This is a genomic window from Nonomuraea sp. LPB2021202275-12-8 (assembly GCF_037044575.1).
Classification (GTDB): domain Bacteria; phylum Actinomycetota; class Actinomycetes; order Streptosporangiales; family Streptosporangiaceae; genus Nonomuraea.
On the sequence record NZ_JBAHWD010000023.1, the window covers coordinates 92,308 to 110,024 of the forward strand.

Sequence of the window (17,717 nt, forward strand, 5' to 3'; positions counted from 1 at the left end):
ACGAGATCATCGCAGAATGTCGTCATCTTGTACGCCAAACGCCGTCTGCCGCCCCACTTTGCCCGTCTTTTCCCATACGCCCCACCTGCATGATCAGCCTGCGAGACCGTACCGAAAAGGCAACCTTCCGGCTGTCGCGCTCCGCGAGGCGGAGGCCCACAATGGAACGCGTCCGCCCTAGGAGGGGTTGTGAGCAAGCGATCGCGCAGGCGCCGTGCTCTCACGAGCGGCGCTCTCGGCAGCCCGCTCGGCTTCGGGCCGGGCGAGCCTCATGGTCCCGGCGAGGACGATCCGCCGTTCGACGACCCCCCGCGGGGCGGGGTGCGCGAGCCGCGGCGGCCCAAGCCGGCCCCGCCCTTCCTGACGGAGCAGGCGCCGCTGCCGGAGCCTCCGGTCCGCGCCCGCGACCGGACGCTGCCGCCGCCCGACGAGGTGACCAGGCAGCTTGCGGTCAGTTGAGATGAAATCTCGTCCTTCTGGAGGGTCTGTTTCCCCCGTGTAGATGGGACCATTTGCTCGAGGGATTTATCCCAACATGGTGTGATGCATCCCAGCAGGACGGATTTCGATGTCAGACTCAGAGTTCCCACTCGTCCAGTTCATGCGTGACGGGTTCGACCCCGTCGCCGAGCTCGCCCGGATCCGCGCCGAGCATCCCGTCTTCCCCATGGAGATCCCGGGCGGCCAGACGGTGTATCTGGTCACGCGGTGGGACGACGTGCGCGACGTGCTCGGCGACCATGAGCGCTTCAGCAACGACTTCGCCGGCGTCATCGGCCTGGGCTCCAACCAGGAGGACCCCGGTGGCCTCGGCTTCCGCGACCCGCCCGAGCACACGCGGCTGCGCAAGTTCCTCACGCCGGAGTTCACGATGCGCCGCCTGCGCAGGCTCGAGCCGCGCATCGAGGCCATGGTCGAGGAGCACCTGGACCGGATGGAGGCCAAGGGCTCCCCCGTCGACCTGGTGGAGGAGTTCGCGCTGCCGATCCCGTCGCTGGTGGTGTGCGAGCTGCTCGGCGTGCCGTACGAGGAGCGCGCCGACTTCGTGAAGATCAGCACGGACCGGTTCGACTTCACCGCGGGCCCGGAGGCGTCGCTGCAGGCGATCAACGACGCGATGGCGTACCTGACGGACCTGGTCGCCCGCGAGCGGCGCGCCCCCGGCGAGGGCCTGCTCGGCCAGTTGCTGCGCGAGCACGGCGACGAACTCGACGACCGGACCCTGGCCAGCATGGCCGACGGCCTGCTGACCGGCGGCCACGACACCAGCACCAGCATGCTCGCGCTCGGCACGCTCTGGCTGCTGGACAACCCCGAGCAGGCCGCCAAGGTGCGCGAGGTCGACGGCTACGTCAACGAGGTGGTCGAGGAACTGCTGCGCTACATGACGGTCGTGCAGGTGGCCTTCCCGCGCTTCGCCCGCGACGACCTGGAGCTCCACGGGCACCAGATCAAGAAGGGCGAGCTGGTGCTCTGCTCGCTGACGGCGGCCAACCGCGACCCGCACCTGGGCGAGGAGATGGACGAGGTCAAGCCCGGCCGCGCTACGGCGGGCTCGCACCTGTCGTTCGGACACGGCATCCACCGCTGCATCGGCGCGCCGCTGGCCCAGATGGAGATGCGCATCGCCTACCGGGCGCTGCTGCGCCGCTTCCCCGGCCTGCATGTCGCCGGCGAGATCCCGTGGCGCAAACTGGCCATCGTCTATGGCGTGGAGAAGCTACCCGTCGCCTGGTAGGCGGGTTACGTTCGCGGTGTGGACGAGACTGTCATCGACCTGGCCTCGATCAGCGCCGTCGTGTTCGACACCGACGGCGTGGTCACCGACACCGCCCGAGGGCACGCGGCCGCCTGGAAGCACGTCTTCGACGCCTTCCTGCGTGGCCGCTCGGCGCCCTTCGACATCCAGGCGGACTACCTGCGCCACGTCGACGGACGGCCGCGGCTCGACGGCGTCCGCACCTTCCTGGCCTCGCGCGGCATCACGCTGCCCGAGGGCGCGCCGGACGACGAGCCGGGCGCGCCCACCGTGCACGGGCTCGGCCTGGCCAAGGACCGCCACTTCCTCGCGCAGGTGGACAAGTACGGCGTGGCCGCCTTCCCGTCCACCGTGGCGCTGCTGCACGAGCTGCGCCACCGGGGGGCGCGCACGGCGGCGGTCTCGGCCAGCCTGCACGGCCGCAAGCTGGTCAGCTCGGCGGGCGTGACCCACCTGTTCGACCTCGTCGTCGACGGCAGCGACGCGGCCCTGATGAACCTGCCGGGCAAGCCGGACCCGGCGCTGTTCCTGGAGGCGGTGCGCCGCCTGGCCCTGCCCGCGAGCAGGGCCGCGGTGGTGGAGGCGGCGCTGCCGGGGATCGAGGCGGGCAAGAAGGGCGGGTTCGGGCAGGTGATCGCGGTCGACAGGGACGGTGACTCGGCCGTGCTCCGCGAGCTCGGCGAGCATGGCGCCGACCTGGTGGTGACCGACCTCGGCGAGCTGACCGTACGGGGCAGGGTCCTACCCTGGACCACGTGACCGTGCTCATCGACCCCCCGCACTGGCCCGGCCCGCGTGGCCTGATGTGGTCGCATCTGGTCAGCGACGCCTCCCATGCCGAGCTCCACGCCTTCGCCGTGCGGCTCGGCGTGCCGGAGCGGGCGTTCGACCGCGACCACTACGACGTGCCGGAGACCATGCACGCGCTCGCGGTGTCGCTGGGCGCGCAGGCGGTCAGCTCGCGCGAGCTGCTGCGCCGCCTGGTCGCCGCGGGACTGCGCCGCCGCAAACCCCGCAGAGCCGTCGGCTAGCGCGCCTTCCCGAGCGCCGCGAGCTCGGCTCCCATGCTCGCGCGTGCCCGCTCCTCCCACAGCCCGCGCGCCTTCGGCGTCCTGTAGAGCTCGGGTACGGCCAGCAGCCGGCGCAGCACGGCGGCCCGGCCCTGTCTGAAGAGGTCGTCGGGCACGTGGGCGTACTCTTCGCGGATCGCCGCCGCGTACGCCTCGTAGCCGTCGCCGCCGAGCACCGCCAGGTCGGCGTCGCACAGGACCGCGCCGTTGCGGTCGCCGCCGGCGAGCGTGTCGTGCGCGGCGGTCAGCCGTACCAGCCTGGCCACCTCGGCGACCCGCTCGGGCGGCACCCCGCAGCGCGGCAGCCTGGACTGGGCGAGCTGGGCGCTGCGCTCCTCGTCCCAGCCTGGCCTGCCGTCGTAGACGGCGTCATGGAACCAGGCGGCGAGCCGTACGGCCCGCGCGTCGGCCGCCTCCGCGGCGAGCCGGTCGGCGGCGGCGAGCACGGCGGCGAGGTGGTCGAGGGTGTGATAGCGGCGGTGCGGCTGCGACCACCGGGCCACCAGCTCGGCGCCGACGGCCTCGGCCGCCCGCGAGTGCCCCGCCACAGCGCGCCAGCCCGTCAGCATGGGATCAACGATAGAGCGCCATGCCCGGCCGCGATGCGGCGCCTCCCGGGCGGGACGGGAGGCTCGCGGCTTGCTAGCGTGGCGGGCATCGAGTCGATGTCGGACGATCCCCGGCGCCTGCCCCGCTGGCGGGAGCTGCGGGCGTTCGTGCCCGGGCGGCCGAGGCCGTTCCCGTCGAGGGCGCGGCGCCTGGCGGCGGCGGCCGACCTGGCCGACATCCGGCGGCTGGCCCGGCGCCGCGCGCCGCGCATGGTGTTCGACTACGTGGACGGTGCGGCCGAGGGCGAGGTGTCGCTGGCCAGGTCGGTGGCGGCGTTCGCGCGGGTGGAGTTCAGGCCGCGGGTGCTGCGCGACGTCGCCGAGGCGCCCACCGCGGTGGACGTCCTGGGCAGGCGGATCGGGATGCCGGTCGTGCTGGCGCCGACGGGGTTCACCCGGATGATGCACCGCGACGGCGAGCGCGCGGTGGCCCGGGCGGCGGCCAGGGCCTCGGTGCCGTACACCCTGTCCACGATGGGCACGACGAGCGCCCGGGACGTCGCGCTGGCGGCGCCCGGCGGCTGGAACTGGTTCCAGCTCTACGTGGTCCGTGACCGGGGCCGCACCCGCGAGTCGCTCCGCCTGGCCCGCGAGGCGGGGATGGACGTGCTGGTGGTGACCGTGGACGTGCCGGTGGCGGGGGCGCGGCTGCGCGACGTGCGGCACGGCATGACGATGCCGCCCTCGCTGCGCTGGGGCGGCCTGCTGCGGGCTGCGGGCCATCCGGCCTGGTGGTTCGACTTCCTCACCAGCGAGCCGCTGCGCTTCGCCACCGTCGACGGCGCGCCCGACGACCTGGCGGGGATCACGAACCTGATGTTCGATCCCACGGTGACGCTGAGCGACCTGTCGTGGATCCGCTCGGTGTGGGAGGGGCCGCTGCTGGTGAAGGGGGTGCAGCGGGTCGACGACGCCAAGGAGCTGGCGGCCGTGGGAGTGGACGGCCTGGTCGTCTCCAACCACGGCGGCCGCCAGCTCGACCGTTCCCCCACCCCGCTGGAGCTGCTGCCGGAGGTGGTGGCGGCCGTGGGGGAGCGCACGGAGGTGTTCCTGGACGGCGGCGTCCGCAGCGGCGCCGACGTGGCCGCGGCGGTCGCGCTCGGGGCCAGGGCCTGCTTCGTCGGCAGGGCGTACCTGTACGGCCTCATGGCGGGCGGTGAGCCGGGCGTGGACCGGGTGCTGCAGCTCATGCGCGCCGAGCTGGTGCGGACGCTGCAGCTGCTGGGCGTCGGCGGGGTGGACGGGCTGGACCGGGACACGGTGAGGCTGCGCTGAACGCCACGGCGGTTATTCGCTATATTCAGTAGATGCTAAATTTGTCTCTCGCGCTGGACGGCTGCGAGCTTCGCCACGCCGACAGCGGCGGTGACGGCGTGCCCGTGGTGTTCTCGCACGGCGCCGGGGCCGACCACGTGATGTTCGACGCCCAGCGAGACCACCTGACCGCACGCGGCTACCGGGTGATCACGTGGGACCTGCGCGGCCACGGCCTCTCCCGCCCGGCCGGCGCGCCGTTCACCGCCGAACGGGCGATCGCGGACCTGCGCGCGCTCATCGGGCACCTGCGGCTCGACCGGCCGGTCCTGGTGGGCCAGTCGCTGGGCGGCAACCTGAGCCAGGCCCTGCTCCGGCGGCATCCCGAGCTGTGCCGGGCGCTGGTCGTCATCGGCGCGACCCGGAACGTCGCGTCCCTGTCCGCCAAGGACCGCCTGCTGCTGAAGGCCGCGGCGCCCGCCCTGTCGGTGGTCCCCGTCCGGATGCTGGCCGACGCCTCCGCCGTGACGGCGGCGGCCAGGGCCGACGCGCGCAGGGCGTTCGCGCAGCTCACGAAGAAGGAGTTCGTGCAGGTGTGGCGGGCGACCGTCGGCTTCCTCGACCCGGACCCCGGCTACCGCACCCCCGTGCCGCTGCGCCTGATCCGCGGCGAGCGGGACCGCACCGGTGACATCGCCTCGGCCATGCCCGCCTGGGCCGGGGCGGAGGGGATCGAGGAGATCGTCATCCCCGGCGCCGGCCACATCGCCAACCAGGACGCTCCCGACGCGGTCAACGCCGCGATCGAGGAGTTCCTGCGGGTGGCGGCATGAGCGCGGAGCGGCGGGCCGCGTTCGTCACGTCGGTGGGCGATCTGCTGGCCTCGTGGAACCTGCCGCACGCCACCGGTCGCGTCTACGGGCTGCTGCTGGTCACCGAGGAGCCGAGCTCCCTCGACGCGATCGCCGCCGAGCTGGGGCTGAGCAAGGGAGCCGTGAGCACGGCGGTCCGGCAGCTCGACTCGTGGGGCCTGGCCAGGGTGATCCCGCAGCCGGGCAGCCGCAGGCTCCTGGTGGAGGCGACGGGCGGGCTGGAGACGCTCCTGGAGGCGAGCCACGCCCGGGCCAGGACCCTCATCGCCGCCCTGCGGGACGGCGAGGAGCTGGTCGGGCCCGGTCCGGCGCAGGAGCGGCTCCAGGATGTGATCGGCCTGTTCGCGGGCTACGTCGACGTCGGCAGCGAGCTGCTCAGCAGGCGCCGCCGCGGTACGCCCGGCGGACCATAGGAGTGACGGCCGGTTGCCGCCGAGTCGCGTCGGGCTTGGACAGCGCCAGACGGATCAGGGCCACGACCGCTCCGGGCCCCACGACGATCGCGGCGATGAGGGGGATCCGCGGGGCGTCTACACGATCGTGACCGACCCGCGCCGCGACCCGGCTGCCGCGCAGACGCTGCACGTCGACCAGTACAGCGGCCGGGTACTGGTCTCCTACGGCTGGGCCGAGTACGGCCTCATGGCCAAGGCCGTCGAGCAGGGCATCGCCCTGCACGAGGGCCGCCGCTACGGCGCCGCCAACCTGGTCGTGATGCTCGGCGCCTGCCTGGCCCTGATCACGCTCGTGGTCACGGGCGTGTGGATGTGGTGGAAGCGCAGACCCCGCGGCCGCGCCGGCGCCCCCGCCCGCCCCACCAGCAGCCGCGCGGCGTACGGGGTGATCGGCATCATGGCGGTGCTGGGGGTGCTGTTCCCGCTCGCGGGTGTCACCATGGTGGCGGTGCTGGCACTGGACCGGCTCGTCCTGCGGCGGATCCCGGCGCTGACCCGCGTCCTCGGCTGAGCCTCCTGCCGGAATTGCCGGTTTCTGGTCACGGTACGGTCACAGGGGTCGGCAAAGCCTGTCGTGGTTGGCCAAGCTGATCCCGTGGATCATGCGGCCTTCCGCCAGAGCGGCATTCGAGAGTCAGGGCTGAACGCGCACCAGATGCGCCGGGCGCTCCAGTCGCTTGGCGTCCTCCTGCCCGAGGAGCTGCCGTGGGGGACGTTCGGCATCGTCGGCGAGAAGGCGCGCGGACGGCACAACGACGCCAGGACCCGCCTCGCCGAGACCCTGCGGCAGGGCGTCGTCTCGGCGACGGGCATCGCCGGCACGATGAAGCTCAGCGCCGACGGCTACGTCCTGGCCGAGAGCGGCGTGATGCAGGCCGTCCTGGCAGCCTCCGACGAGAGCTGGGAGGCGGACCCGACGCGCGAGGAGGCGCCCAGGACGAGCTCGAAGCCGTGGCAGGGCGTCACGCTCGGCGTCACGTCGCTGGCCGCTCTCGGCGGGACCGGGCTGATGGCGCTGAACGTCTCCGCCTACGGCCGGCGCGGCACCGACGCCGCGCTCGCCAGGATGCCGCACGAGGCGGCCAGGCTGGAGCAGCTCAGCCAGCGCACGGTGTCGATGCTCAAGGTCGCCTCCAGCCTGTCCGTGACGGCGGCGTCCGGGCTGATGCTCTGGCTCGCCACGGCCACCTGGCACGACGAGGAGCTCGACAGGGCCGTGACCGCGTGGCGCGGCGCCGCCGGCGCGCTGGGCGAGCTCTTCGGCGCCGGCGACCCGATGAAGCGTGAGGCCCTGGCCGCGGCGTGGCAGGGGGCGGCCAAGGACGTCGCGGACCGCAAGCTCCGCGACTTCGTCGCCGCCGGCCTCCAGCTCGCCGACGAGGCCGCCGGGCGGGCCCTCGGCCTGCAGGACGCGGTCAGGCACCTGAACCAGCTGCACGAGGCCGCGTTCTGGACGACGGTCGTCGATCTGGCCATCATGATCGCGCTGCGGGCGCTCGGGCCGATGTTCCCGGCCTCCTTCCTCGCCTCGATCAAGGTCGGGGCGCGGCTGGCGACCGCCCTCGTCCTCATCCAAGGGGTGATCGTCGCCCGGCTGGCCCACCTGGCGCAGGAGGACCTGGGCAGGGACACGGCCGGCAGCGCGCCCGAAGGCGTGCCGGAGACGGGTTTTCCCAGGTTCTGAGCCGTCGCCGTCCTATGATCGCGCCGTGATACCGCACTCTTCCTCACGATGAGATCGCCGTCATGTCACGCATTGGCGGCAAAGCTCCGCGCATATGGACGTACACCTCATACCTCTTCAGATTGATGGACGGGAATTCGCCACTACTGCGGAGGTACGTGTGAAACGCGTCGCCGTCATCGCAGCCGCCGTCCTGGTCACCGCCACCCTGGTGACCCCGGCGCAGGCTGGGCAGGAAGGCTCCACCGGCCCACAGGCCGAGTACGTCGTCCTCTACAAGGAGGGGACCGGCCTCCAGGCCGCCCGGCAGGCGATCGAGGCCGCGGGCGGCACCCTCGTCAGGGAGAACAGCGCGGTGGGGGTCGCCACCATCGCCACCACGAACGCGGACTTCGCCGCGGCGCTGTCGGCCAGCGCCGCGATCGAGGGCGTCGCCCACAACCGGTCCATCGGCACCGTGCCCACGACCGCCCGTTCCACCGCCGCCGTACGCAAGGCGATCGAGGCCAGAGCGGTGGAGCAGGCGGGAGACGGCGCCCCGGCCGCCACCACCTTCGGCAGGCCGGGCCCGGCCGCCGAACCGCTGGCGGAGCTGCAGTGGGACATGAAGCAGATCAACGCCACCGCCGGCGGCGCCCACCGCTACGAGCAGGGCGACCCCGGTGTGCTGGTCGGCGTCCTCGACACCGGTGTGGACGGCTCGCACCCCGACATCGCGCCCAACTTCAACCGCGCGCTCAGCCGCAACTTCACCGTCGACATCCCCGTCGACGCCAACGGCGCGGTGGTCGACGGGCCGTGCGAGGCCGAGGCGGACCGCTCCTGCGAGGACCCGGCGGACGTGGACGAGAACCAGCACGGCACGCACGTGGCGTCCGCCATCGCCTCCCCGATCAACCGGCTCGGCGTGGCCGGCGTGGCGCCGAAGGTCTCCATCGTCAACCTCCGGGTCGGCCAGGACTCGGGCTACTTCTTCCTGCAGCCCAGCGTCGACGCGCTGACCTACGCCGGCGACCACGGCATCGACGTGATCAACATGAGCTACTACATCGACCCGTGGCTGTTCAACTGCACCGACAACCCCGCGGACTCCGCGGCTGACAGGGCGGAGCAGGCCACCGTCATCAAGGCCACCCAGCGGGCGCTCGACTACGCCCACAGGAAGGGCGTGACGCTGGTGTCCGCCGCCGGCAACGGCGCCAGCGACTACACCAAGGAGATCGTCGACGCCTCCAGCCCCGACTTCGCCAGCGTGCCGGGCGAGGCGCCGTACAGCCGGACCATCCCGCCGAGTTGCATCTCGATGCCGAGCGAGGGCGACCACGTGATCTCGGTCTCCTCGACCGGCATCAGCAAGCGCAAGGCGTACTACTCCGACTACGGCAACGGCTACATCGACGTGGCGGCCCCCGGCGGCGACGTCTACGACACACCGGGCAACACCCGCGACGTGACCAGGGCGACCCTGGCCGCCTACCCGAAGGCGCTGGCCGAGGCGCGCGGCCAGCTCAACCCCGACGGCACGCCGAACGTCACCAACGTCGTGCGCGACTGCAGGGGCTCGGTCTGCGCCTACTACACCTACCTCCAGGGCACCTCGATGGCCTCGCCGCGCACCGTCGGGGTCGCCGCGCTCATCATCGGCAAGTACGGCCACCGCGACCGCGCGCACGGCGGCAAGACGCTCAGCCCGAGCGTCGTGGAAACCGTGCTGAAGGGCTCCGCGACCAGGACGGCCTGCCCGACACCGCCCGCCTTCACCTACACCCGCCACCTGCCCGACGGCACCACGGCGACGGACACGCACGTGTGCGAGGGGAACAGGACGCGCAACGGCTTCTACGGCCGCGGCATCGTCGACGCCCTCGACGCGATCCGCTGACGACCCGCTGCGGCCGGTCCTGTCCGGGCCGGCCGCACGTCATCCCCCGGCGAGGTATCTCTCGACCCCGGTCGCGAGGGAGGCGGCGATGCGCTGGCGGAAGGCCGGGGACGACAGTTTCGCTGCGTCGCTCCGGTTGCGCATGTTGCCGCATTCGACGAACACGGCCGGCCTGGTCGACAGGTTCAGCCCGCCCAGGTCGGTGCGGGTGTCGAGGCCGTTCCGGCCGATGTAGGTCGCGTACGGCAGGCCGGTGCCCGCGCGGTAGGCCTCGCGGACCGCGAGGCCCAGGCGCCGGGACGGCCTGACGATGGCGTCGTTGTGACCGGCCACCAGGCCCGGCATGATCACGTGGAATCCGTGCCCGCCGGGAGCGGCGCCGTCGGCGTGGACGGACACGACCGCGTCCGCCTTGGCCCGGTTGGCGATGGCGGCCCGTTCGGTGATGCACGGGCCGACACCCTTGTCGTCCGGTCTGGTCAGCACCACCTTCGCGCCCTGCTTCTCCAGCAGCGGCCGGAGCCTGCGCGCCACGTCCCAGGTGAAGGCGTGCTCGGGGTAGCCGGCGTCGGTCCGGGTGCCCGTCGTGTTGCACGGCTTGCGCCCGGTGATGACGTCGACCTGCCGGTTGATCACGTCGGGATGCGCGGCGTTCCCCCCGTTGTGTCCGGGATCGATCACCACGACCTTGCCCGCGAGGGCCGCCGCGCCCGTCCGGGACGGCTCGGCCGTCGGAGTCCGCGAGCCGGCCTCGGAGCCGGCCTCGGAGCCGGTCCGTGGGCCGGGAGCCGGCGTGCCGGTCCCGGCCGTCCCCGGGGAGGCCGCGCCCGCACAGCCGGTGGCCAGCATCAGAACGGAGAGCACGGTCGAGGCCGCGTCACGAGCACGCACGAGTCGTACCGTACCCACTGCGGGCGCGCGGACCTTCCGCGCTGGGAAGATTGTCCGTGCAGGTCAGCGAACCGGCTTCAGGCGCAGCACGGCCTTGCCGCCGGACAGCGAGACGAGCTGGAAGCCGATGCCGTTGATCGACGCCGAGCCTCCCTTGCTGAACACCCCCTCGGACGTGACACCGGGCCCGGTCCCCCGCACCCGCACGGAGCGCGAGTCGAACGTGATGGTCACCCTGGTGATGCCGAACCGCGGGCTGACCCGGAACGAGGCCCGCTTCTTGAGGGTGATCTTGCAGTTGCCGTCGTAACAGGCCTTCAGGTTCGGTGCCGCGACCGCGGCCGTCGCGGAAGCCTGAGCGGTCGGCGCCAGGCCTCCGACGCCGATCGAGGCGACCATGAGGAAAGCGGCGAACGTGTGCGTCATGACCCTCCGTAGCTGCCGTTTGGCGCCTGGTCGATCAACCTCAACTATGCGCCGCGAGTCGCGCGCGAGTCCAGCAATTCTGCCCCATTTGAGATGAAATGGTCGGCTTTATAGGCGCTCGATGATGGTGACGTTGGCCTGGCCGCCGCCCTCGCACATCGTCTGCAGGCCGTACCGGCCGCCGGTGCGCTCCAGCTCGTGCAGCAGAGTGATCATCAGGCGGGCGCCAGTGGCGCCGAGCGGATGGCCGAGCGCGATCGCGCCGCCGTTCGGGTTGACCCGCGCCGGATCGGCCCCCGTCTCCTTCAGCCAGGCCAGGACGACGGAGGCGAACGCCTCGTTGATCTCCACCACGGCCATGTCGCCGATCGGCATGCCGCTCCTCTTCAGCGCGTACGCCGTCGCCGGGATCGGGGCCGACAGCATCCGGATGGGGTCCTCGCCGCGCGCCGAGACGTGGTGGACCCGGGCCCGCGGCCGCAGGGCGTGCGTCCGGACCGCCGCCTCGGAGGCGATGAGCAGGGCGGCGGCGCCGTCGGAGATCTGCGAGGCCAGAGCGGCGGTGAGCCGCCCGCCCTCCTCCAGGGTCTTCAGAGCGGCCATCTTCTCGGGGGTGGTGTCGCGGCGCGGGCCCTCGTCGGCCGAGACGCCCTCGATCGGGGCGATCTCGCGGTCGAAGCGCCCCTCGTCGATCGCCCGGATCGCGCGCCGGTGCGACTCGAAGGCGAACGCCTCCATGTCCTGCCGCGAGATGTCCCAGTCGCGGGCGATCATCTCGGCGCCGCGGAACTGGGAGACGTCCTGGTCTCCGTAGCGGGCCCGCCAGCCGCGCGAGCCGGCGAACGGGCCGCCGGTGAGGCCGAGCGCGTCGGTGGCGCCGCGCGAGGCGTACGCGATCGGGATCTGCGACATGTTCTGCACACCGCCGGCGACCACGAGGTCGCTGGTGCCGGACAGCACCGCCTGGGCGGCGAAGTGTACGGCCTGCTGGGAGGAGCCGCACTGGCGGTCGATCGTCACGCCGGGCACCTCCTCGGGCAGCCCCGCGGCCAGCCAGCAGGTGCGGGCGATGTCGCCCGCCTGCGGGCCCACCGCGTCCACGCAGCCGAAGATCACGTCCTCCACCGCCGCCGGGTCCGCTCCGGAGCGGGACATGAGCTCGCTCAGCACGTGCGCGCCGAGGTCGGCCGGGTGCACGCCGGAGAGCCCGCCGCCGCGCCTGCCCACGGGGGTGCGCACCGCTTCGACGATGTACGCCTCGGCCATCGTGAACTCCTCAGGTTGTCAGGATCCCTTCGAGGACCATCGCCAGGTACTGCCTGGCGATCTCCTCGGCGGGCAGCGGGCCGTCGCTCCGATACCAGCTCGCGGCCAGCCAGACGGTGTCGCGGATGAAGCGGTAGATCAGGCCGGTGTCGAGGTCGGCGCGCAGGACCCCGTCCGTGACCCCCCGGTCCAGCACCGACAGCCACATCTCGCGGAACCGGCGCTGGGAGTCGACCAAGTACGAGAAACGCGGATTTGTCACCAGATGCTTGGATTCGTTCTGATAGATCACCACGGCCGGCCGGTACCGCTCGATCGACCGGAACGACTCGACGATCAGCGCCTCGAAGGTCTCCCGCGCGCCCAGCCCGGAGCCGAGAACCCTGTCGTAGGCCTCCCACAGGTCGGTGAGGAAGGCGGACAGGATCTCGTCGACCATCGCCTCCTTGGAGTCGAAGTGGTAGTAGAGGCTGCCGCCCAGGATGTCCGCGGCGTCGGCCACCTCGCGGACCGTCGTGGCCGCGTATCCCCTGGACGCGAACACCTCGGCGGCGGTCGCGAGCAGCTCCGCCCGCCGCCCGGCGCGGGCGGCGGCGGTGCTCTGGGAATCGCGGCGTCGTGGGCTCATGTGTGCGTCGACCTCTCAGGGATGCTGGCTCGAGACCGAGACGACCTCTCCCGTCAGGTAGGAGGAGTAGTCGCTCGAGAGGAAGACGATAACGTTGGCGACCTCCCAGGGCTCCGCGGAGCGCCCGAAGGCCTCCCTGGCGGTCAGCTCGGTCAGCAGCTCCCGCGTCGTCACCTTCGCCAGGTGCGGGTGCACGGCCAGCGAGGGGGCCACCGCGTTGACCCGCACGCCGTGCGGCGCGGCCTCGACCGCCGCGCACCTGGTCAGCGCCATCACCCCCGCCTTGGCCGCGGCGTAGTGCGCCTGTCCCTCCTGGGCCCTCCAGCCGATCACCGAGGCGTTGTTGACGATCACGCCGCGACCTCGCGGCTGCATGCGCGCCAGCGCGGCGCGGGTGCAGCGCATGGTGCCGCCCAGCGTCACGTCCAGCACCCGGCCCCACTGCTCGTCGGTCATCTCCACGAGCGTGGCCGTGCCGCCGAGCCCGGCGTTGTTGACCACCACGTCGACCGGCCCGAACCGCTCCTCGGCGGTCGCGAACATGCGCTGGACCTGCTCTTCCGAGGTGACGTCGCACGGCGTGGCGGTCACCGCGGCGCCGAACTCGCGCTCCAGCGCCGCCAGGGTCTCCCCGAGCCGGCGCTCGTGCGCGTCGCTGATGACCACCCGCGCGCCCTCCTCCAGCATGCGGCGGGCGCACGCGCCCCCGATCCCGGTGCCGGCGGCGGCCGTCACCACGGCCACCCGGTCGCGCAGCAGGCCGTGGCCGGGAACGTAGGCCGGACGGGACGGGTCCTCCTCGCTGAGCCTCACATGAGTTACCCTACCAAATAGTTGTTAGAAAGAATGCGAGGGCCCTCCATGACCGTGGTGAACTACGACCGGCGCGGCCCCGTGGCGAAGGTCACCATGAACCGCCCGGACTACCGCAACGCCCAGAACTCGGCCATGACCTACGCCCTGGACGAGGCCTTCTACCGGGCGGCGGCCGACGACGAGGTCAAGGTGATCGTGCTGGCCGGCGCCGGCAAGCACTTCTCCGCCGGGCACGACATCGGCACCCCGGAGCGCGACGCGCACGTCTCGTTCGAGCGCAGGGCCGGGCTGTGGTGGGACCACGTGGGCAAGGACGGGGCGGAGAGCCGCTTCGCCCGCGAGTCGGAGGTCTACCTCGGCATGTGCCGGCGGTGGCGGGAGATCCCCAAGCCGACGATCGCGATGGTGCAGGGCGCGTGCATCGCGGGCGGGCTCATGCTGGCCTGGGTGTGCGACCTGATCGTCGCCTCCGACGACGCGTTCTTCGCCGACCCGGTGGTGCGGATGGGCATCCCGGGCGTGGAGTACTTCGCCCACCCGTGGGCGATGCCGCCGCGCATCGCCAAGGAGTTCCTCTTCACCGGCGACCGGATGCCCGCGCTGCGCGCGTACGAGGTGGGGATGGTCAACCGGGTCGTGCCCCGCGAGGAGCTGGAGGCGCACACCGTGGCGCTGGCCGAGCGGATCGCGGCCATGCCGCGGATGGGCCTGGCACTGGCGAAGAAGGCGGTCAACCAGGCCGAGGACCTGCAGGGCATGCACGCCGGCATGGACTCGGTGTTCGGCCTGCACCACCTCGCCCACGCGCACAACGCCGAGACCGCGGCAGACTCGCTGGGCGGGATGGATCCCAGGAGCATGAAGGCGGCCGCCGATGGATCTTGATCTGTCGGCCGTGGAGCCGTTCCGCGCGGAGGTGCGCGGGTGGCTGCGCGGCCACGTCCCCGCGAGCGCCCTGCCGTCGCTGGAGACGGAGGCGGGTTTCGCCGCGCACCGCGCCTGGGAGCGCGAGCTGCACGCGGCCCGCCTGTCGGTGGTGTCCTGGCCCGAGGAGTACGGCGGCCGGAACGCGACGCCGCTGGAGTGGCTGGTCTTCGAGGAGGAGTACTACGCGGCCGGCGCGCCCGGCCGGGTCGGCCAGAACGGCGTCAACCTGCTCGCGCCGACCCTGTTCCGGCACGGCACCCCCGAGCAGCTCGCCCGCGTGCTGCCGCCGATGGCCTCGGGTGAGGTGATCTGGGCGCAGGCCTGGTCGGAGCCGGAGGCGGGCAGCGACCTGGCGTCCCTGCGGGCCACCGCGACCCGGACCGGCGGCGGCTGGCTGCTGAACGGGCAGAAGACGTGGAGCTCCCGCGCGGCCTTCGCCGACCGGGGTTTCGGCCCGTTCCGCTCCGACCCCGAGGCGGGCAGGCACCACGGCCTCACCTACCTGATGTTCGCGCTGGACGCCGAGGGGATCACCCGCAGGCCGATCGGCCGCCTCGACGGCAAACCGGCCTTCGCCGAGCTCTTCTTCGACGACGTGTTCGTCCCCGACCGCGACGTCGTCGGGCGGCCGGGCGAGGGCTGGCGGGTGGCGATGAGCACCACGGGCAGCGAGCGCGGTCTCACGCTGCGCAGCCCGGGGCGGTTCCTGGCCGCCGCCGACCGCCTGGTGGAGCTCTGGCACGAGCGCGGCGACCCGGCCGACACCGCGCTGCGCGACCGGGTGGCGGACGCCTGGATAAGGGCGCGCGCCTACCGCCTGAAGGGCTTCGAGACGATCTCCCGCGACACGGACGCGGGCGCCGCGTCCAGCGTCAACAAGGTCTTCTGGTCGGAGCTCGACGTGGCGCTGCACGAGACGGCGCTGGACCTGCTCGGACCGGACGGGGAGCTGGCGGGCGAGTGGCTGGAGGGGTACGTCTTCGCCCTCGCCGGCCCGATCTACGCCGGGACCAACGAGATCCAGCGCAACGTCATCGCCGAGCGGGTGCTCGGCCTGCCCCGAGGAGGGCGCTGACCGTGCCACGGCATCAGGACCACCCGATCGGCGGGCGGCCGTGAGGTTCGTCCTCGACGCCGAGCAGCGGTTGTTCGGTGAGACCCTGGACAAGCTGCTGGTCCAGGCGGCCGTGCCCGCCGTGGTCCGCGACTGGGCGGCCGGCCGGCCGGAGCCGGGCCTCGCCCTGTGGCGGTCGCTGGCCGGGGCTGGGGTGTTCGCGGTCGCGGTGCCCGGGCGGGCGGGCGGCGCGGGCGTGCTGCCGGTCGAGCTGGTGACCGCTTTCCACGAGCTGGGCGGCCACGGCGTGCCCGGCCCGTACGCCGAGACCGTCGCCGCCGCCGTGCTGCTGGACCGGCTGTCCCCGGACAGCCCATGGCTGCCCGGCATCGCCGGCGGCACGACCGTCGTCTCGCTCGCGCTGCCTCCAGCGGTGCCGTACGCGCTGGATGGGGACGTCGCCGGCGTGGTGCTCGTGGTGGAGGGCGAGGAGCTGCGGGCCGCCGTCCCGGGCGAGGCCCTGGTGTCCCTGGACCCGGCCAGGCGGATGTTCCCCGTCCTGTCCGGTGACGTGACGGCCGTCGGCCCGGAGGTGGCGGCCGCCGCCGGGCAGGCCCTCGACCTGGGCACGCTGGCCTGCGCCGCCCAGCTCGTCGGGGCCGGACGCCGGCTGCTGGAGGTGTCGGTGGACCACGCCGGGTCGAGGCGGCAGTTCGGCCGGCCGATCGGCGAGTTCCAGGCGGTCAAGCACCACCTGGCGAGCGCGCTGGTCGAGCTGGAGTACGCCCGCCCCCTCGTGTACGGCGCGGCCCTCGCATACGGCTCGCCGGACTTCCCGCGCGAGGTGTCGGCCGCCAAGGTCATGGCGTCGGAGGCGGCGTACCGGGCGGCGAAGATCGCCCTGCAGGTGCACGGCGCGATCGGCTACACCGACGAGTACGACCCCAGCCTGCTGATCCGCAAGGCCCGCGCCCTGTACGCGGCGTGGGGCTCTCCGGCCGCCCACCGCGCGCGCCTGATGTCGGAGCTCAGCCGGCCAGGTTCGCGCCGAGACCGCGGAGCACGCCGGCCGCCCGGGTGACGATCCCGTCGATCAGCTCCTCGCAGGAGGGCAGGTCGTCGATGACGGCCACGGCCTGCCCCGAGGCCAGGACGCCGAGGTCCGGGCGGCCGTCCACCATGGCCGCCCTCAGCAGCATCGGGGTGTTGGCCGCCATCAGGACCTGCGACCAGGTGAGGTCCTTGCCGTGCCTCATGGCCAGGCCGTCGCGGATCATCGCCGGCCACGACATCCGGGAGATCTTCCTGAACCGCGCCGCGTTGCGCACCGCGCGGAGCACGCCGGACACCCGGCCCGACCGTTCGAGGCCGTCCACGAGCGGTGTGCGCAGCACCCGGTGCGGCATGCCGTCCACCTGGCGGGTGACCACGGTCTCGGACATGCCGAGGTAGGTCCGCTTGACCGCGTCGGGGACCGCGCTGTCGGAGGTCAGCAGGAACCGGGTGCCCATCGCGATGCCGGCCGCGCCGTACGACAGGGCGGCGGCGAGCCCGCGCCCGTCGAAGAAGCCGCCCGCCGCGATGACCGGGATGTCGACCGCGTCGACGACCTGCGGCAGCAGCAGCGTGGTGGCGACCGGGCCGGTGTGGCCGCCGCCCTCGCCGCCCTGCACCAGCACGGCGTCGGCGCCCCAGGCCGCGACCTTCTCGGCGTGCCGCCGCGCGCCGACCGACGGGATCACCACCACCCCGGCGTCCTTCAGCCTGGCGATCAGTTCCCGGCGCGGGGCGAGCGCGAACGAGGCGACCTTGACCTCGTTCCTGATCAGCAGGTCGATGCGCTCACCCGCGTCGGAGGCGTCGGCGCGCAGGTTGACCCCGAAGGGCGCGCGGGTGCGGGAGCGGACCTCCTTGATCGCGGCGGCGAGCTCGTCGAGGGTCATGGTGGCCGAGCCGAGGATGCCGAGCCCGCCCGCGCCGGCCACGGCGCAGACGAGCCGGGGCCCCGCCACCCAGCCCATGCCGGTCTGGACGACCGGGTGGCGGACGCCGGTGAGACGGGTCAGCGGCGTGTCCAGCAGCTGCTCGATCATGCCCGGCCCCCCGTGCCGGCGGGCGGCGCCCC

General features: G+C 73.0%; 20 protein-coding genes. 13 read left to right on the forward strand and 7 right to left on the reverse strand.

The features are described 5' to 3' along the window. Nucleotides 1-189 precede the first annotated feature (189 nt). From V5E28_RS32950 to V5E28_RS32965, 4 genes are all read left to right on the forward strand, one after another. Entirely contained in the window at nt 190-459 is a 270-nt protein-coding gene (locus V5E28_RS32950) for a hypothetical protein (RefSeq protein WP_336212775.1), read from the forward strand. A gap of 109 nt (nt 460-568) precedes the next feature. Further along, entirely contained in the window at nt 569-1,738 is a 1,170-nt protein-coding gene (locus V5E28_RS32955; RefSeq protein WP_336212777.1) for a cytochrome P450, read from the forward strand. Between the two features lie 18 nt (nt 1,739-1,756). Then, on the forward strand, nt 1,757-2,518 hold the full coding sequence (locus tag V5E28_RS32960) for an HAD family hydrolase (protein WP_336212779.1): 762 nt from the start codon (nt 1,757-1,759) through the stop codon (nt 2,516-2,518). Next, the gene (locus tag V5E28_RS32965) at nt 2,515-2,790 is read left to right on the forward strand and encodes a DUF4031 domain-containing protein (protein ID WP_336212780.1); all 276 of its coding nucleotides are present in this window, start codon (nt 2,515-2,517) and stop codon (nt 2,788-2,790) included. Before V5E28_RS32960 ends, V5E28_RS32965 begins: the two co-directional genes overlap by 4 nt. Here V5E28_RS32965 and V5E28_RS32970 read toward each other — a convergent pair. Further along, nucleotides 2,787-3,398, reverse strand: coding sequence for an HD domain-containing protein (locus V5E28_RS32970; RefSeq protein WP_336212781.1), 612 nt, complete (start codon nt 3,396-3,398; stop codon nt 2,787-2,789). The two genes, V5E28_RS32965 and V5E28_RS32970, sit on opposite strands and share 4 nt — an antisense overlap. Nucleotides 3,399-3,476: 78 nt before the next feature. On the opposite strand from V5E28_RS32970, the gene V5E28_RS32975 reads away from it, so the two are divergent. The 6 genes from V5E28_RS32975 (at nt 3,477) to V5E28_RS33000 (ending at nt 9,584) form a co-directional block, all read left to right on the forward strand. After that, nucleotides 3,477-4,712 (forward strand): alpha-hydroxy acid oxidase, encoded by a 1,236-nt coding sequence (locus V5E28_RS32975; protein WP_336212783.1) that lies wholly within the window; start codon nt 3,477-3,479, stop codon nt 4,710-4,712. 32 nt (nt 4,713-4,744) lie between these two features. Beyond that, nucleotides 4,745-5,524: an alpha/beta fold hydrolase gene (locus tag V5E28_RS32980; RefSeq protein WP_336212785.1), complete on the forward strand. Its 780-nt coding sequence runs from the start codon at nt 4,745-4,747 to the stop codon at nt 5,522-5,524. Further along, a complete protein-coding gene (locus tag V5E28_RS32985; protein WP_336212787.1) occupies nt 5,521-5,976 on the forward strand; it encodes a GbsR/MarR family transcriptional regulator in 456 nt (151 codons plus the stop codon). Before V5E28_RS32980 ends, V5E28_RS32985 begins: the two co-directional genes overlap by 4 nt. Before the next feature lie 13 nt (nt 5,977-5,989). After that, the gene (locus V5E28_RS32990; protein WP_336212789.1) at nt 5,990-6,529 is read left to right on the forward strand and encodes a PepSY domain-containing protein; all 540 of its coding nucleotides are present in this window, start codon (nt 5,990-5,992) and stop codon (nt 6,527-6,529) included. Nucleotides 6,530-6,613: 84 nt separating this feature from the next. Continuing rightward, nucleotides 6,614-7,702 carry a hypothetical protein gene (locus V5E28_RS32995; RefSeq protein ID WP_336212791.1) on the forward strand — a complete coding sequence of 363 codons (1,089 nt, stop codon included), beginning with the start codon at nt 6,614-6,616 and terminating at the stop codon, nt 7,700-7,702. A gap of 160 nt (nt 7,703-7,862) precedes the next feature. Next, nucleotides 7,863-9,584 (forward strand): S8 family serine peptidase, encoded by a 1,722-nt coding sequence (locus tag V5E28_RS33000; RefSeq protein ID WP_336212792.1) that lies wholly within the window; start codon nt 7,863-7,865, stop codon nt 9,582-9,584. A gap of 39 nt (nt 9,585-9,623) precedes the next feature. On the opposite strand, the gene V5E28_RS33005 is transcribed toward V5E28_RS33000, so the two are convergent. The 5 genes from V5E28_RS33005 to V5E28_RS33025 all read right to left on the reverse strand — a co-directional run bounded on the left by V5E28_RS33005 (nt 9,624) and on the right by V5E28_RS33025 (nt 13,608). After that, on the reverse strand, nt 9,624-10,475 hold the full coding sequence (locus V5E28_RS33005) for an N-acetylmuramoyl-L-alanine amidase (RefSeq protein ID WP_336212794.1): 852 nt from the start codon (nt 10,473-10,475) through the stop codon (nt 9,624-9,626). Between the two features lie 63 nt (nt 10,476-10,538). After that, a complete protein-coding gene (locus V5E28_RS33010; RefSeq protein WP_336212796.1) occupies nt 10,539-10,901 on the reverse strand; it encodes a hypothetical protein in 363 nt (120 codons plus the stop codon). A 108-nt stretch (nt 10,902-11,009) separates the two neighbouring features. Beyond that, nucleotides 11,010-12,167 carry an acetyl-CoA C-acetyltransferase gene (locus tag V5E28_RS33015; RefSeq protein ID WP_336212798.1) on the reverse strand — a complete coding sequence of 386 codons (1,158 nt, stop codon included), beginning with the start codon at nt 12,165-12,167 and terminating at the stop codon, nt 11,010-11,012. Nucleotides 12,168-12,177: 10 nt separating this feature from the next. Further along, entirely contained in the window at nt 12,178-12,795 is a 618-nt protein-coding gene (locus tag V5E28_RS33020; RefSeq protein WP_336212799.1) for a TetR/AcrR family transcriptional regulator, read from the reverse strand. Nucleotides 12,796-12,810: 15 nt separating this feature from the next. Further along, nucleotides 12,811-13,608, reverse strand: coding sequence for an SDR family oxidoreductase (locus V5E28_RS33025; protein ID WP_336212801.1), 798 nt, complete (start codon nt 13,606-13,608; stop codon nt 12,811-12,813). Nucleotides 13,609-13,656: 48 nt separating this feature from the next. Between V5E28_RS33025 and V5E28_RS33030 the strand changes: the two genes are divergently transcribed. Genes V5E28_RS33030 through V5E28_RS33040 form a run of 3 tightly spaced genes read left to right on the forward strand, consistent with a single transcriptional unit; the run spans nt 13,657 to nt 16,673 of the window. Next, on the forward strand, nt 13,657-14,496 hold the full coding sequence (locus V5E28_RS33030) for an enoyl-CoA hydratase (protein WP_336212803.1): 840 nt from the start codon (nt 13,657-13,659) through the stop codon (nt 14,494-14,496). Beyond that, nucleotides 14,486-15,613, forward strand: coding sequence for an acyl-CoA dehydrogenase family protein (locus V5E28_RS33035; protein WP_336212804.1), 1,128 nt, complete (start codon nt 14,486-14,488; stop codon nt 15,611-15,613). Before V5E28_RS33030 ends, V5E28_RS33035 begins: the two co-directional genes overlap by 11 nt. Before the next feature lie 40 nt (nt 15,614-15,653). After that, nucleotides 15,654-16,673 (forward strand): acyl-CoA dehydrogenase family protein, encoded by a 1,020-nt coding sequence (locus V5E28_RS33040; RefSeq protein WP_336212806.1) that lies wholly within the window; start codon nt 15,654-15,656, stop codon nt 16,671-16,673. On the opposite strand, the gene V5E28_RS33045 is transcribed toward V5E28_RS33040, so the two are convergent. After that, nucleotides 16,621-17,685 carry an NAD(P)H-dependent flavin oxidoreductase gene (locus V5E28_RS33045; RefSeq protein ID WP_336212807.1) on the reverse strand — a complete coding sequence of 355 codons (1,065 nt, stop codon included), beginning with the start codon at nt 17,683-17,685 and terminating at the stop codon, nt 16,621-16,623. The two genes, V5E28_RS33040 and V5E28_RS33045, sit on opposite strands and share 53 nt — an antisense overlap. Between the last annotated feature and the right edge of the window lie 32 nt (nt 17,686-17,717).